We start from the raw sequence: 13,145 nt of genomic DNA, 5'->3' as shown, positions 1-13,145 counted from the left end.
CCCTTCCACGACGGAACGGACTTTGCGTGAGCACGTTGGACCACATTGGCGACCCGAGCGACCTCAGGGCCCTGGCAGCGGACCGCCTGCCGGCCCTCGCTCAGGACATCCGCACCCGCCTCATCGAGAGCGTGTCCCGCACCGGCGGGCACCTTGGCCCGAACCTCGGGGTGGTGGAGCTGACGATCGCGCTGCATCGCGTCTTCGAGTCCCCGCGCGAGGCGATCGTCTTCGACACCGGGCACCAGAGCTACGTGCACAAGATGCTCACCGGGCGCACCGACTTCAGCACCCTGCGCCAGGCGGGCGGCTTGAGCGGCTACCCCTGCCGGGCGGAGTCCGAGCACGACGTGGTGGAGAACTCGCACGCCTCCACCTCGCTGAGCTGGGCCCACGGCATCGCGGTCGCCCACCGGCTGCGGGGCAACACCACGCCCACGGTCGCGGTCATCGGTGACGGTGCGCTCACCGGGGGGATGGCCTGGGAGGCGCTGAACAACATCGCGGCGGACAAGACCCTGCCGCTGGTGATCGTGGTGAACGACAACGAGCGGTCCTACGCGCCCACCCTCGGGGGCATGGCCGAGCACCTGGCCCACCTGCGGACCCAGCGCCGGTACGAGCAGGCCCTGAGCTGGACCAAGAAGAGCGTGCAGAGCGCCCCGGTGGTGGGGCGGCCGGCGTTCGACGCCCTGCGCGGCTTCAAGAAGGGCGTCAAGGACATGCTGGCGCCGCAGGGCCTGTTCGAGGACCTCGGCATCAAATACCTGGGCCCGGTGGACGGTCACGACCTGGAGGACCTCGAGAACTCGCTGCGTCTGGCCAAGCGCTTCGGCGGTCCGGTGATCGTGCACGCCATCACCCAGAAGGGGCGTGGGTACGACCCCGCGACCAACGACGAGGCCGACCGCTTCCACGCCGTGGGCAAGATCAACCCGGAGACCGGGCTCCCGCTGGAGATCGCCGGCCGGGCCTGGACCGAGGAGTTCTCCGAGGAGCTCGTCGACCTGGCGGGGGAGCGGGAGGACGTCGTGGCCATCACCGCGGCGATGCTGATCCCGGTGGGCCTGGAGCCGATGCAGCAGGCGTTCCCCGAGCGGGTGTTCGACGTCGGCATCGCCGAGCAGCACGCGGTCACCATGGCGGCCGGCATGTCCTACGCCGGGCTGCACCCGGTGGTGGCCATCTACTCCACCTTCCTCAACCGCGCCTTCGACCAGTTGCTCATGGACTGTGCGCTGCATCGGCAGGGGGTGACCTTCGTGCTCGACCGCGCCGGCATCACTGGTTCCGACGGGGCCTCGCACAACGGCATGTGGGACCTGTCGCTGGTGGGCATCGTGCCCGGGGTGCACCTGGCTGCCCCCCGCGACGGGGTGCGCGTGCGGCAGGCGCTGCGCGACGCCGTGCAGGTGGACGACGCGCCCACCGTGCTCCGCTTCCCCAAGGGCTCCGTGCCCGAGCCGATCGAGGCGGTCGCACAGCGGGACGGGATCGACGTGCTCACCGAGGACGGCGACGGTGCCGTCGACGAGCTGGTGGTCGCGGTGGGGCCCATGGCGCCGGTGGCCCTGGAGGTCGCTGAGAAGCTGCGGGCCTCCGGACGGTCGGTCCGGGTGGTGGACCCGGTGTGGATGCTCCCGTTCTCCGACGGCCTGCGCAGCGAGATCGAGCGGGCCGGCGGCCGGGTCAGCGTGGTCGAGGACAGCCTCGTGGTCGGTGGCCTCGGCAGTCGCGTGGGTGCCGAGTACCCGCAGCGTGAGGTGCGCACCTTCGGCATCCCGCAGCGCTTCCTGGACCACGCCTCGCGGGGGCAGCTGCTGGCCGAGCTCGGTCTCAACGCCGACACCATCGCGGCCGCGTTGCTGGACTCAGCGGACTAGGGGCCGGGCAGCTCGCCCCGGGCGCGCAGCAGGTCCACCATCCGGTCGGCGCGGTCGGTGACGATGCCGTCGACGCCCAGGTCGAGCAGCCGCTCCATGTCCGCCACCTCGTTGACGGTCCAGACGTGGACGTGGGCCCCGGCGAGGTGGGCGGCATCGAGGAAGGCGTCGTCCACCACCCGGATCCCCCGGAAGTGCTCCGGCACCTGGTAGGCGCCCACCCCCCGGGACACCGTGCTGATGGCGCGGTGGGCGAGCGACTCCAGGGTGCCGGCCACCTGCCGCCCCGGCCGGGCCATCCGTCCGCGTCGCCACTCCGCGGTCACGACGCCCACCCCGGCGGCCAGCACCAGCAGCCGGCTGGCGGCCCACATCAGGGCCGTGGTGCGCTCACCGGCGGAGGTGGCCACCGGTCGGCTCAGCAGGGCCAGGGCCCGCCGGCGACGACGGTCGTCGAAGGAGGTCACGAGCACGCGGTCGTGGGCGCCGAGCCGTTCGATCACGGCCACCGTGGGTTCCACGGCGGCCTCCGACTTCAGGTCGATGTTCACCCGCAGCGTCGGGTGCCGCTGCAGCAGCTCCGCCAGGGTGGGGATGGGGTGGTCCCCGGTGATGCGGGCAGCACGCACCACCTCCCACGGCAGGTCGTCCACCAGGCCCGCTGAGTCGGTCACCCGCTCCAGGGACTCGTCGTGGAAGGCGACGACGACCCCGTCGGTCGTGGTGTGGACATCCGTCTCGACGTACTCGCACCCCAGGGCCACCGCCGCGTCGAAGGCGGCCATCGAGTTCTCCCCGCCATCCGGTGCGAAGCCTCGGTGGGCCAGCACGACGGGGCGGCCGGTGGTCAGGTAGGTCGGCCGCGCCTCGGAGGGGCTGTGGTCCGCGGCGGGCAGGCGATGACGGGTGGCGGCCATGCGCACACTCTCACCCATCGAGGTGAACGCCACGTGACCGGCAGAGTGCACGCCGCGCACGTGCCTGTCCACCCGCGCCACACGCCGGAGGGGCCCCCACCACTGGTGAGGGCCCCTCCGGGCGGTCGCGGGGCGAGCCCGCCGCTGCGTCGACTCAGATGTCGCGGAACACCGTGATGCTGGCGCCGAGCTCGTTGAGCCGGTCGGCCAGCGCCTCGTACCCGCGGTTGATCACGTAGACGTTGCGCAGCACCGAGGTGCCGGGGGCAGCGAGCATGCCCAGCAGGATCACGACGCCGGGGCGCAGTGCCGGCGGGCACATGATCTCCGCGGCGCGCCAGCGGGTGGGGCCCTCCACCTGGATGCGGTGCGGGTCCAGCAGCTGCACCCGCGCACCCAGCGTGGAGAGCTCGGTGAGGTGGATCGCGCGGTTCTCGTACACCCAGTCGTGCACCAGGGTCTTGCCCTCGGCCATCGCGCCGATGATGACGAAGAAGGGCAGGTTGTCGATGTTCAGGCCCGGGTACGGCATCGAGTGGACCTTGTCCTGCGGCGCGGCCAGGGGGCCGGGCTTGTAGGTCAGGTCCGCCAGCCGGGTACGGCCGTTCTTGGAGGTGTACTCCTCGGATAGCTCGTACTTCATGCCCATGTGCTCGAGCGTCGCCAGCTCGATCTCGAGGAACTCGATGGGGGCTCGGTTGATGGTGATCTCCGACTGGGTCACGATCGCGGCGGCCAGCAGGCTCATGGCCTCGATCGGGTCCTCGCTGGGGGAGTACTCCACGTCGGCGTTGATGTCCTCCACACCGGTGATGGTGAGGGTCGTGGTGCCGATGCCGTCGATCTTCACCCCCAGCTCCTCCAGGAAGAAGCACAGGTCCTGGACCATGTAGTTGCTGGAGGCGTTGCGGATCACCGTGGTGGTCGGTTCCATCGCGGCGGCCATGATCGCGTTCTCGGTGACGGTGTCGCCCCGCTCGGTGAGCACGATGGGGCGGCCCGGGGCCTTCTTGTTGACCGTCGCGTTGTACTGGCCGTCGGTGGCCAGCACCTCCAGGCCGAAGGGCTTGAGGGAGTTCAGGTGCGGGCCGACGGTGCGGGTGCCCAGGTCGCAGCCCCCGGCGTAGGGGAGCTGGAACTCGGGGTAGCGGTGCAGCAGCGGGCCGAGGAACATGATGATCGAGCGGGTGCGGCGGGCCGCGGCCTCGTCGATGTCCTCCAGACGGAGGGTCTCCGGCGGCGTGATGCGCAGGTCGTTGCTGTCGCCCAGCCACTTGGTCTCGATGCCGATGGAGTTCAGCACCTCGAGGATGCGGTTGACCTCTTCGATGCGGGCCAGGTTGCGCAGGGTGGTGGTGCCGCGGTTGAGCAGCGAGGCGCACAGCAGGGCCACGGCGGCGTTCTTGGAGGTGCGCACGTCGATCGATCCGGACAGCTTGCGTCCGCCCTCGATGCGCAGGTGCTGGGGCATGGAGGCGGGGATCACGATGTCGTGGTCCAGCGCCTCGCTGACCTTCGCCACCGTCTCCAGGGAGAGGTTCTGCTTGCCCTGCTCCATCCGCGCCACGGCGCTCTGGCTGGTGTTCAGGATGTCCGCCACCTGCGTCTGCGTCATGCCTCGGTGCAGTCGCGCGTCGCGGATGAGGTTCCCGATCCGTGCCAAGTACTCATCAGTCATGGCTCGACGCTATCTCATGGATGAGATATCGCAAGGTGGGCTGGCGAGTCGTGTGTCACGTCGACCACGGGCCCCACGCGCATCGCCCCGAGGGAGCCCCGCGCACATCACCCGACCACGCCCCGCCCGAGCGTCCCCCGACGACGCACCTCCCTCGCGTCAGTCCGTCGGCGCCGGGGCCTCGGCCGCGCGCACGATGACGGGCACGGCCAGCTCGCGCTGCCACGGCCGGGCGCCACCGGCCTCCAGGTCCGCGTCCACCTGGGCGGCCTGTAGGTGCTCCCGGTCGGCGGTGTCCCACAGGACCTCCCGCAGCAGCGAGGGCGTGAGGAGGTTCTCCACCGGGACGCCGTAGCCCTCCGCGAGCTCGCCCAGCTCGGCGCGGGCCGCCGCCAGCCGTGCGGCAGCCCGCGGGTCACGGTCGGCCCAGGCCTTCGCCGGTGGGGGACCGACGGAGGGGAGCTTGGCCGGCGGCAGCTCGGCCTCGGGCAGCTCGGCGGCGCGGACCACGGCACCCCACCACTGGTCGGCATGCCCCTGCAGGGTGGCCATCGCGCGGCGCACACGGCGCTCGGCGGCGCCGGTCGCCCGGTGGGGACGCCCGCCCCGGCTGTTCTTCGCCCCGCGGGCCGCCAGGGCGTAGCGGACGACCGGGGCCATGTCCGCGGGGTCCACCATCGGTGCCGTGGCCAGTGCCACCAGGGCGTCGTCGTGCATCACCTTCGACGGGGTGACGTCCCGCTCCCGGGCCATCTCGTCACGCACCAGCCACAGCTCGCGCAGCGTGGCCGCCTGGCGGGGACGGCGGATGCGGTGGGTCCCCGACGTGCGGCGCCACGCCTCATCGCCGTGGTCCTTGGCCGTGAAGGAGGTCAGGGCGTCGAACTCCTGCCGGGCCCACTCGTCACGCCCGAGCCGCTCCAGGTCGGCCTCCATGGCGTCACGCACCTCGACCAGGACCTCGACGTCCAGGGCCGCGTAGACCAGCCAGTCGGTGGGCAGCGGACGGGTGGACCAGTCCACCGCCGAGTGCTCCTTGGCCAGGGTCAGGTCCAGGTAGTGCTCGACGACCGCGGCCAGACCCACCCGGGGAAGGCCGACCAGCCGCCCCCCGAGCTCCGTGTCGAACAGGGAGCGGGGGCGCAGGCCCAGGTCGGCCAGGCAGGGCAGGTCCTGGGTGGCGGCGTGCAGCACCCACTCCGGCCCGTCCAGGGCCTCGGCCAGGGGCGACATGTCGGTGATGCCCATCGGGTCCACCAGGAGCGTCCCGGCACCCTGCCGGCGCAGCTGCACGAGGTAGGCGTCGTTGCCGTAGCGGTGGCCCGAGGCGCGCTCGGCGTCGATCGCCACCGGGCCGGTCCCGGCGGCCACCCGGGCGGCGGCCTCGGCCAGTCCTGCGTCGTCGGCCACGACCGGCGGCAGGTCCTCGGCGGGGTGGGTGAGCGGAGTCGGCATCAGACCACCCCGTGCAGCGCGACCACGCCCTGCGGCAGCGTGGGGACACCGGCGACCGTCGTCAGGAGGTCCCGCCACGCCTCGAGGTGGCGCAGGAGGTCGTGGTCCAGGGGGGTCCAGGAGGCGCGGATCTCCAGCGCGACCTCCACGCCGTGGTGCTCCCGCCCGCCGAACGGCTCCGAGGTCACCCGCGTGCTGGTGCCGCTGAGCTCGCCCACGGTGCAGTTCTGCTGGGCCAGGCTCTCCGAGACCCACTGGCGCCCGACGTCGCCGAACAGGGGGTCATGGGCCAGCTCTGGCTCCAGCGGCGTGCTCACGAAGGTGACCACGCGCCACGGTCCGCCCCACTCCTCGGGCTCGGACGGGTCGTGCAGCACCACCAGCCGGCCGGTGGCCAGCGGCTCGTCGGAGCCCTCGGGGTCCAGCACCTCGGCGGTGAAGGCCACGGAGGTGGGGGCCAGGCGCGAGGGGGAGGGGACCTCCTCGGTGAGCACACCAGCGCGGGGCGGCGCCCCCCTCAGGGCGTCGAGACTTGCCTGCGGGTCAGCAGCGCGGCGCCCGCGCAGGATGTGTGGGGTCACGGCCTCGACGATATGGGGGCCCACCGACAACCTCCGCAAGGCGCGCCGTGGGACCATGGCGCCATGACGGACCCCACCGCCACCCCTCGTTCCTCGTCCCTGGACGCCGCACCGTCCACCACCGTGCCGGACGGCTCCGCGCAGCCCGGCCAGGTGCCCACCCTGGTGGCCGCCGCCCGCGGCCAGGAGGTGCCGCACACGCCGGTGTGGTTCATGCGCCAGGCCGGCCGCTCCCTGCCCGAGTACCGCGCGCTGCGCGAGGGCAACGCCATGCTCGAGGCCTGCCGCACCCCGGAGCTCTGCACCGAGATCACGCTGCAGCCGGTGCGCCGCCACGACGTGGACGCCGCCATCTTCTTCAGCGACATCGTCGTGCCGCTCCACGCGCTGGGCGTGGACCTCGACATCGTGCCCGGCACCGGCCCCGTCGTGGCCGAGCCCTTCCGCACCCGGGCCGACCTGGACCGTCTGCCGGGCCTGACGGCCGACATGGTCCCGGACATCAGCGAGTCGATCGCCGCCGTCCGCTCCGCGCTGCGCCCCGACCAGGCCCTCATCGGCTTCGCGGGCGCCCCGTTCACGCTGGCCAGCTACCTCGTCGAGGGTGGTCCGTCCAAGAACCACGAGCGCACCAAGGCGCTCATGCACGGCGACCCCGAGCTCTGGAACGACTTCTGCGAGCGCCTCGCCTCCATCGCCGGCGCCTTCCTGCAGGTGCAGGTGGACGCCGGTGCCGATGCGGTGCAGCTGTTCGACTCGTGGGTGGGCTACCTCAACCGTGCCGACTACCAGCGCTTCGTCGCCCCACACTCCGCGGCGGCCTTGGCGTCCGTGGCCGGCCGGGTGCCCCGCATCCACTTCGGGGTGGGCACCGGTGAGCTGCTGGACCTGATGGGCCAGGCCGGCGCCGAGGTGGTGGGCGTGGACTACCGGGTCGACCTCGCCGACGCGCTGGAGCGCACCGGCGGGCGGTACGCCCTGCAGGGCAATCTCGACCCGGCCCTGCTGTTCGCCCCCGACGAGCCACTGATGGCCCGCGTCGACGAGATCGTCGAGGCCGGTCGGGTGGCCCCGGGCCACCTGTTCAACCTCGGCCACGGCGTGCTGCCGTCCACCGACCCGGACGTGCTCACCCGCGTGACCGCACGGGTGCACGAGACCTCCGCCCGCTGATGCCGGCACGCTCGGTCGTCGTGGTCGGCGGCGGCATCAGTGGTCTGGTGGCGGCCTGGCAGCTCGTCGAGCAGGAGGGGCTCCCGCCCGCCGAGGTGACGGTGCTCGAGGCCCGCGACCGGGTGGGCGGCGTGCTCCTGCGCCGTGAGGTCGCCGGGAACCCCGTCGACCTGGGTGCGGAGTCGGTGCTCACGACGCGGACCGAGGCGCTCGACCTCATCGAGGAGCTCGGCCTGACCGCCGAGCTGCACCGACCGACGGGGGTGCCCGCGTCGGTGTGGTCGCGGGGCGGCTTCCACCCGGTGCCGCGCGGCACGATGATGGGGGTCCCCGGTGACCCCTCGCTGGCGGCGGGCCTGCTCACCCCCGAGGAGGTAGACCGGGCCCGGGACACCGGGTGCGAGCACACGCCGGTCACCGAGGACCTCTCGGTGGGCGACTTCGTCGAGCAGCGCATGGGCCCGGCGGTCGTCGACCGGCTGGTCGAGCCGCTGCTGGGCGGGGTCTACGCCGGTGACGCGCGACGGCTGTCGCTCACCGCCTGCATCCCCGCCCTGGCAAAGGTGGCACGCGAGGGCGGGGCCCTGGCCGATGCCGTGGCCGCGCTGACCGATCGCAGTGGTGGGACGCAGGCGCGCCCGGCGCCGCCGTTCGCCTCCCTGGAGGGAGGCCTCGGGCGACTGCCCGAGGAGCTGGCGCGCCACCTGGTGGACCGGGGGGTCACGCTGCGGACCGGCACCGAGGTGGTGGCCCTGGAGCACCGTGGGGAGCAGCGGGAGGCGGCCGGGTGGGACCTCACCCTGGCCGACGGCCAGAGGATCGCGGCCGATGCGGTGCTGCTGGCCGTGCCCGTCCCCGCGGCCGCGCGGCTGCTCGCCGGCACGGCGCGGGAGGCCGCGGCCGACCTGGCCGGGGTGCGCACCGCATCGATGGCGGTGGTGATGTTCGCGTTCCCAGCGGCCACGATGCCGCCGCTGGAACGGTCGGGTTTCCTCGTGCCCCCGGTGGACGGGCGGGCGGTCAAGGCTGCCACGTTCAGCTCTGCGAAGTGGCCCCACGTGGGGGACGACGACGTGGTCTACGTGCGTGCCTCGCTGGGGCGCGCGGGTGACGACGCGGTGCTGGAGCACGGGGACGCGGCCCTGGCGCGGTTGGCCCTGCAGGACCTGCGGACCGCGGTGCGTCAGGACAGGGGGGCCGAGCTGCCCGACCCGGTCGAGTTCGTCGTCCAGCGCTGGGACCACGGGCTGCCGCAGTACGACGTGGGGCACCTCGAGCGGATCGCCGGGGTGCGGGCCGCTGTGGCCGGGTTGGACGGCATCGAGCTCGCCGGGTCGGCCTACGACGGGGTGGGCATCCCGGCCTGCATCGCGACCGCCCGGGGCGCTGCCTCGCGGCTGGTGGCCCGTGGGACAATGGCCCGATGAGCGATCGCGATCGAGTCAGTCCGAGCAAGGTCCGGGAGATCAACGAGTCCATCCGCTACACGATGTGGTCGGTCTTCGAGGTGCCGGCGGCGCTGCCGGCGGACCGCATCGAGGAGATCGCCACCGAGGCGGAGGCCTTCTTCGGTGGGCTCGTCGATCAGGGGGTCGAGGTGCGGGGCGTCTACGACCTGGCCGGGATGCGGGCCGGTGCGGACTACCTCATCTGGTGGCACGCGGAGTCCAACGACCAGCTGCAGTCGGCCTTCAAGGCCTTCCGGCGCACGGAGCTGGGGGCCCGCTCGCACGCCACGTGGAGCGTCTCGGCGCTGCACCGGCCGGCGGAGTTCAACAAGAGCCACGTGCCGGCCTTCCTGGCCGGGGGTCGGGTGCGCGAGTACCTGTGCCTGTACCCCTTCGTGCGGTCGGTGGAGTGGTACCTGATGGAGCCCGACGAGCGTCGCGGCATGCTCGTGGAGCACGGTCAGAAGGCCCGCGACTACGCCGAGGTGCGGGCGAACACCATCCCTGCATTCGGGTTGGGCGACTACGAGTGGGTGCTGGCGTTCGAGTCCGACGACCTGGGGCAGATCGTGGACCTCATGCGCACCATGCGTGAGACCGAGGCCCGGCGGCACGTGCGCGAGGAGATCCCGTTCCACACGGGCAAGCGCACCCCCATCGGGCAGCTGGTGCGAGAGCTGCCGCACCACCCGGCGGTCTGAGGCGAGCCGAAAGGGGGCCACCCGTGGTGGGTGGCCCCTTCAGTGTGTTCGCGTGCCGGGCGTGCGCCGCTCAGTTCCGCGCGCCGCCGACGGCACTCAGCGCCCGGCGCCCCTCAGTCCTGGGTGCCTCGGATGGCTTCTTCGCCGCCATCGGGGGTGAAGGTGAGGCAGACCGAGTTGATGCAGTAGCGCAGGTCGGTGGGGGTGTCGAAGCCCTCGCCCTCGAACACGTGGCCCAGGTGCGAACCGCACGCGGCGCACCGGGCCTCGATGCGGGGGCGGCCCGGCAGTGAGTTGTCCTTGAGGTACTCCACGCGGTCGTCGGCCAACGGGGCGAAGAAGGCCGGCCAGCCGCACGACGCGTCGAACTTCGTGCTGCTGCGGAACAACTCGGTGTCGCAGGCGCGGCAGGAGTAGGTGCCGGGGGAGTCGAAGGAGTCGAACTTGCCGGTGCCGGGACGCTCGGTCCCGGCCTGACGAAGGACGGCATACTCCTCGGCGGAGAGCTCCTCGCGCCACTCGGAGTCGTCGCGCCCCTTGGCGTACTTGGCGGAGTTGAGGATGGGGATGTCCATGCCCACGATTCTCCCACCGGGCTCCACGACGTGCAGCCGGCGGGGGGCCGGGCGCCGGGTCTGGACTCGACGTGCAGCCGGCGGGGGCGCCGGGTCTGGCCACAGCCGTCCCGACGCCCCTCGCCCCGCCCCCGCCCTCCACGTGGCGCGCTGGCTCAGCGCAGCGTCCGCCAGGGAATGCTCACCACCTGGGGGTCGTGGTCGCTGAGCTGGTCGTGGAAGTCGGCGTTCACGTGCACCACGTCGTGCTCGTACGGCGCTCCTCCGAAGGGGTGGGCCGACTCGGTGAGATTCCGCGAGAGCAGGATGTGGTCCAGCACCTGCGAGTTGCCCTGGTAGTTGTACGTGTACCGGTCCTGCGGGGCGAGCTCGCGGGGGAGGTCGCGCAGCGCGGTGGCACCCGACCCGACCAACGTGTCGGTCACTGGGGAGAACTCGAAGTCGTTCACGTCGCCGGCCACGATCACGTTGGCCGTGGCGTCCTTGGCCAGCAGCGAGTCCACGAATCCGCGCACCTCCCGGGCCTGCGCCAGGCGCTGGACCTCGGAGGGCCGCTCCGGCTGCTGCCAACGACCGAACAGCGGGTCGTCACCGCCCTTGGAGGCGAAGTGGACGCCGATGACGAACAACGGCCGGCCCCGGTAGGAGTACTCGGCGACCAATGGCTTGCGGGAGTTCTCCCAGGCGGTGCTCATCGGGTTGATCCGCCCGGGGGAGACCGAGAGGCGCGCCCAGCGTCCGCGCTCCTGGACGGTCGTGGCGGTCGTGGCGTCGCCACCGGCTCGCTCGACGAAGCGCAGGCCCGGCACGTCGGTGCGGTGCAGGAAGACGTTGCGGATGTTGCCACCGGGCTGGCCGCCGTCGGCCCCGTCCTCGGGGTTGATCCACGCGGCCTCGTAGCGCGGCCCGCCGGCCTCCTCGATGGCGTCGACGAGCTTCGCGACGGTGGTGCCGGAGTCCACGGTGCCGTCGTTCTGGGACCCGTTGTTGTCCTGGATCTCCTCGAGGGCCACGATGTCGGGGGAGTTCAGGTTCTCCACCAGCTGGTCGGCCAGGCCGGCGAACTTCCCGGAGTCGTCGGTGGGGGAGAGGTTCTCCACGTTGAAGGTGGCCACGTCCACGGCGTCACGACGGTTGGGGAGCGTCACCTCACGGTCGAAGGTGCTGTCCACCACCTGGCCGAGCTCGGTGACCTGCAGCTTGAAGTTGGCGTAGGAGTAGTCGAGCACGCCCTGGGTCAGCCCGGAGAACCGGGCGCCGGTGTCGACCTGTGGCAGCGCATCGGGGCCGATGAGGGCGTCGTCCAGGTGCACCCGCATCGCGTTGGGCTGGTCGTACCCGCCGTAAACGACGCCGCCAGCCAGGCTGGCCTGGGCGCCGGCGGTGGTGGGGACCACGGGGATCTCGCCGAACGAGGCGGTCGGGCCCACCACGCGGGCGTCATGGAGGCCGACCTGCATGCCCTCCAGGGACTCGTAGGTGTCGATCGCGTCGCGCTCGGGCCGGAAGGGGGTGCTGTCGTCCTCGACCGAGCCGGGGTCGCCGGCCTCGATGGTCTGGGCGGGTACCTGGACGTCCTTGCCGAGCACGACCGGGGCGGGCAGCTCGGCGGTGCCGGTGACCTCGACCTGGGGAGAGCTGAGCTGCGTGGTGGTCAGGTTGTCCCAGCCGCCGGACCCGCCGGGGCGGTACTCGGTGACCGTCCCACTGAGCTCGACGGTGTCACCGGTGCTCACCTCCGCGGCGCCGCGGCTGAAGACGTAGAGGCCCTCACTGGTGGCGGGGTCGTCGTCGGGGGTGAGGGACTGGACCCAGAAGCCGTTGCGGTCGGTGGCGGTGACCACCCCGTTCACGCCCTGGACCACCTGTCCCTCGAGGGGAGAACGGTGGGCGGCGCCCTGGACCTCGGCGATGGTGGCGGTCGTGGGTTCGGGACCGGGGTCGGGGTCGCCCACGGCGTCGCAGTCGCGCACGGGGGTGCTCGAGTTCTGGGGCGTCGGGGTGCCAACGGTGAAGTCGCCGGCGTTGACGTCGGTGTCCCAGCAGGGCTCGGTGCGTTCCACGGACGTGGTGTTCGAGGTGCGGTCGGCCGGGGCGCCCTCGGCGGTGTCAGCGCCACCCCAGCCCAGCAGGTCGACGACGGTGCCGTCCGGCCCCACGAGCTGCAGCTTGGCGCCGGAGGAGGACATCGGGACCGTGCCGGTGGTGTCGGGCGTGGGCAACGGTGCGGCGCTGGTGTTCGCACCGGCGGCCTGCTGCACCAGGTGGTGGCCCCCGGGCTGGATGGTCCCGGTCAGCGGGGTCCGCTGGGCGCTGGTGCCGTTCGCGGAGCGGTACTCCAGGGTCCACCCGGTCAGGTCGACCGGGGTGGCGGACCGGTTGAACAGCTCGACGAAGTCGTTGCGCAGGGTGGCACCGGAGTTCCCGCCGCCGCCGTAGGCCTCGTTGATGACGACGTCCGGGCTCACCGCATGGGCGGCCGGTCCGGTGGGGCCCACGAGGGACACGGTGGGCAGGAGGAGCGCAGCGCTCAGGGCGAGGCTGCGACGAGGGGTGGGGCGCATGGTGGCCTTCCGGGAGCGAGGGGTGTGAGTGGGGTCACGATGGTGCGTGGCCCAGTGTCGTGCGTCGTGCGGACTCGTGCGTGGTCCAGAGTCGTGCATGCTCCAGTGCCGCGCGTCGGTCACTGTGACCCGCCCGGATGCCGTGCGGGTGAACGCGCCATGTCGCGACG

The 13,145-nt window shown here is 72.5% G+C and carries 10 protein-coding genes; 4 read left to right on the top strand and 6 right to left on the bottom strand.

Annotation, left to right across the window (positions count from 1 at the left end; genetic code table 11):
• The first annotated feature begins 26 nt into the window (after positions 1 to 26).
• Positions 27 to 1,883, top strand: a complete 1,857-nt coding sequence (dxs, locus tag KSED_RS07685) for a 1-deoxy-D-xylulose-5-phosphate synthase (RefSeq protein ID WP_015779532.1) — start codon at positions 27 to 29, stop codon at positions 1,881 to 1,883.
• Here dxs and KSED_RS07680 read toward each other — a convergent pair.
• From KSED_RS07680 to KSED_RS07665, 4 genes are all read right to left on the bottom strand, one after another.
• Entirely contained in the window at positions 1,880 to 2,800 is a 921-nt protein-coding gene (locus KSED_RS07680; RefSeq protein WP_049758651.1) for a glycerophosphodiester phosphodiesterase family protein, read from the bottom strand. The two genes, dxs and KSED_RS07680, sit on opposite strands and share 4 nt — an antisense overlap.
• Positions 2,801 to 2,954: 154 nt before the next feature.
• Entirely contained in the window at positions 2,955 to 4,478 is a 1,524-nt protein-coding gene (locus KSED_RS07675; RefSeq protein WP_015779530.1) for a helix-turn-helix domain-containing protein, read from the bottom strand.
• Between the two features lie 159 nt (positions 4,479 to 4,637).
• Complete coding sequence (locus KSED_RS07670; protein ID WP_015779529.1) at positions 4,638 to 5,933, bottom strand: HRDC domain-containing protein; 1,296 nt, start codon at positions 5,931 to 5,933, stop codon at positions 4,638 to 4,640.
• Positions 5,933 to 6,514, bottom strand: coding sequence for a DUF3000 family protein (locus KSED_RS07665; protein WP_015779528.1), 582 nt, complete (start codon positions 6,512 to 6,514; stop codon positions 5,933 to 5,935). The genes KSED_RS07670 and KSED_RS07665 overlap by 1 nt, the downstream gene beginning before the upstream one ends.
• Positions 6,515 to 6,577: 63 nt before the next feature.
• Here KSED_RS07665 and hemE point away from each other — a divergent pair, with 63 nt between their 5' ends.
• Genes hemE through hemQ form a run of 3 tightly spaced genes read left to right on the top strand, consistent with a single transcriptional unit; the run spans position 6,578 to position 9,836 of the window.
• Entirely contained in the window at positions 6,578 to 7,687 is a 1,110-nt protein-coding gene (gene hemE, locus KSED_RS07660; protein WP_015779527.1) for a uroporphyrinogen decarboxylase, read from the top strand.
• Positions 7,687 to 9,114, top strand: coding sequence for a protoporphyrinogen oxidase (gene hemG, locus KSED_RS07655; protein ID WP_015779526.1), 1,428 nt, complete (start codon positions 7,687 to 7,689; stop codon positions 9,112 to 9,114). Before hemE ends, hemG begins: the two co-directional genes overlap by 1 nt.
• Positions 9,111 to 9,836 (top strand): hydrogen peroxide-dependent heme synthase, encoded by a 726-nt coding sequence (hemQ, locus tag KSED_RS07650; protein ID WP_015779525.1) that lies wholly within the window; start codon positions 9,111 to 9,113, stop codon positions 9,834 to 9,836. The genes hemG and hemQ overlap by 4 nt, the downstream gene beginning before the upstream one ends.
• 113 nt (positions 9,837 to 9,949) lie before the next feature.
• Here the strand turns inward: hemQ and msrB are convergent, their stop codons facing one another.
• Both msrB and KSED_RS07635 read right to left on the bottom strand, forming a co-directional pair.
• The gene (gene msrB / locus KSED_RS07645) at positions 9,950 to 10,411 is read right to left on the bottom strand and encodes a peptide-methionine (R)-S-oxide reductase MsrB (protein ID WP_015779524.1); all 462 of its coding nucleotides are present in this window, start codon (positions 10,409 to 10,411) and stop codon (positions 9,950 to 9,952) included.
• Between the two features lie 155 nt (positions 10,412 to 10,566).
• Positions 10,567 to 12,975 carry a DUF8508 domain-containing protein gene (locus KSED_RS07635; protein ID WP_015779523.1) on the bottom strand — a complete coding sequence of 803 codons (2,409 nt, stop codon included), beginning with the start codon at positions 12,973 to 12,975 and terminating at the stop codon, positions 10,567 to 10,569.
• Positions 12,976 to 13,145: the final 170 nt, after the last annotated feature.

The sequence above is a fragment of the Kytococcus sedentarius DSM 20547 genome (assembly GCF_000023925.1).
GTDB lineage: Bacteria > Actinomycetota > Actinomycetes > Actinomycetales > Dermatophilaceae > Kytococcus > Kytococcus sedentarius.
This window is presented reverse-complemented; position numbering and strand designations above follow the sequence as displayed.

Bases quoted from the DNA above. Each gene is read 5' to 3' on its own strand.
- KSED_RS07680 (WP_049758651.1), bottom strand. From the start codon at position 2,800: ATGGCCGCCACCCGTCATCGCCTGCCCGCCGCGGACCACAGCCCCTCC.
- KSED_RS07675 (WP_015779530.1), bottom strand. From the start codon at position 4,478: ATGACTGATGAGTACTTGGCACGGATCGGGAACCTCATCCGCGACGCG.
- KSED_RS07670 (WP_015779529.1), bottom strand. From the start codon at position 5,933: ATGCCGACTCCGCTCACCCACCCCGCCGAGGACCTGCCGCCGGTCGTG.
- hemE (WP_015779527.1), top strand. From the start codon at position 6,578: ATGACGGACCCCACCGCCACCCCTCGTTCCTCGTCCCTGGACGCCGCA.
- hemG (WP_015779526.1), top strand. From the start codon at position 7,687: ATGCCGGCACGCTCGGTCGTCGTGGTCGGCGGCGGCATCAGTGGTCTG.
- hemQ (WP_015779525.1), top strand. From the start codon at position 9,111: ATGAGCGATCGCGATCGAGTCAGTCCGAGCAAGGTCCGGGAGATCAAC.
- msrB (WP_015779524.1), bottom strand. From the start codon at position 10,411: ATGGACATCCCCATCCTCAACTCCGCCAAGTACGCCAAGGGGCGCGAC.
- KSED_RS07635 (WP_015779523.1), bottom strand. From the start codon at position 12,975: ATGCGCCCCACCCCTCGTCGCAGCCTCGCCCTGAGCGCTGCGCTCCTC.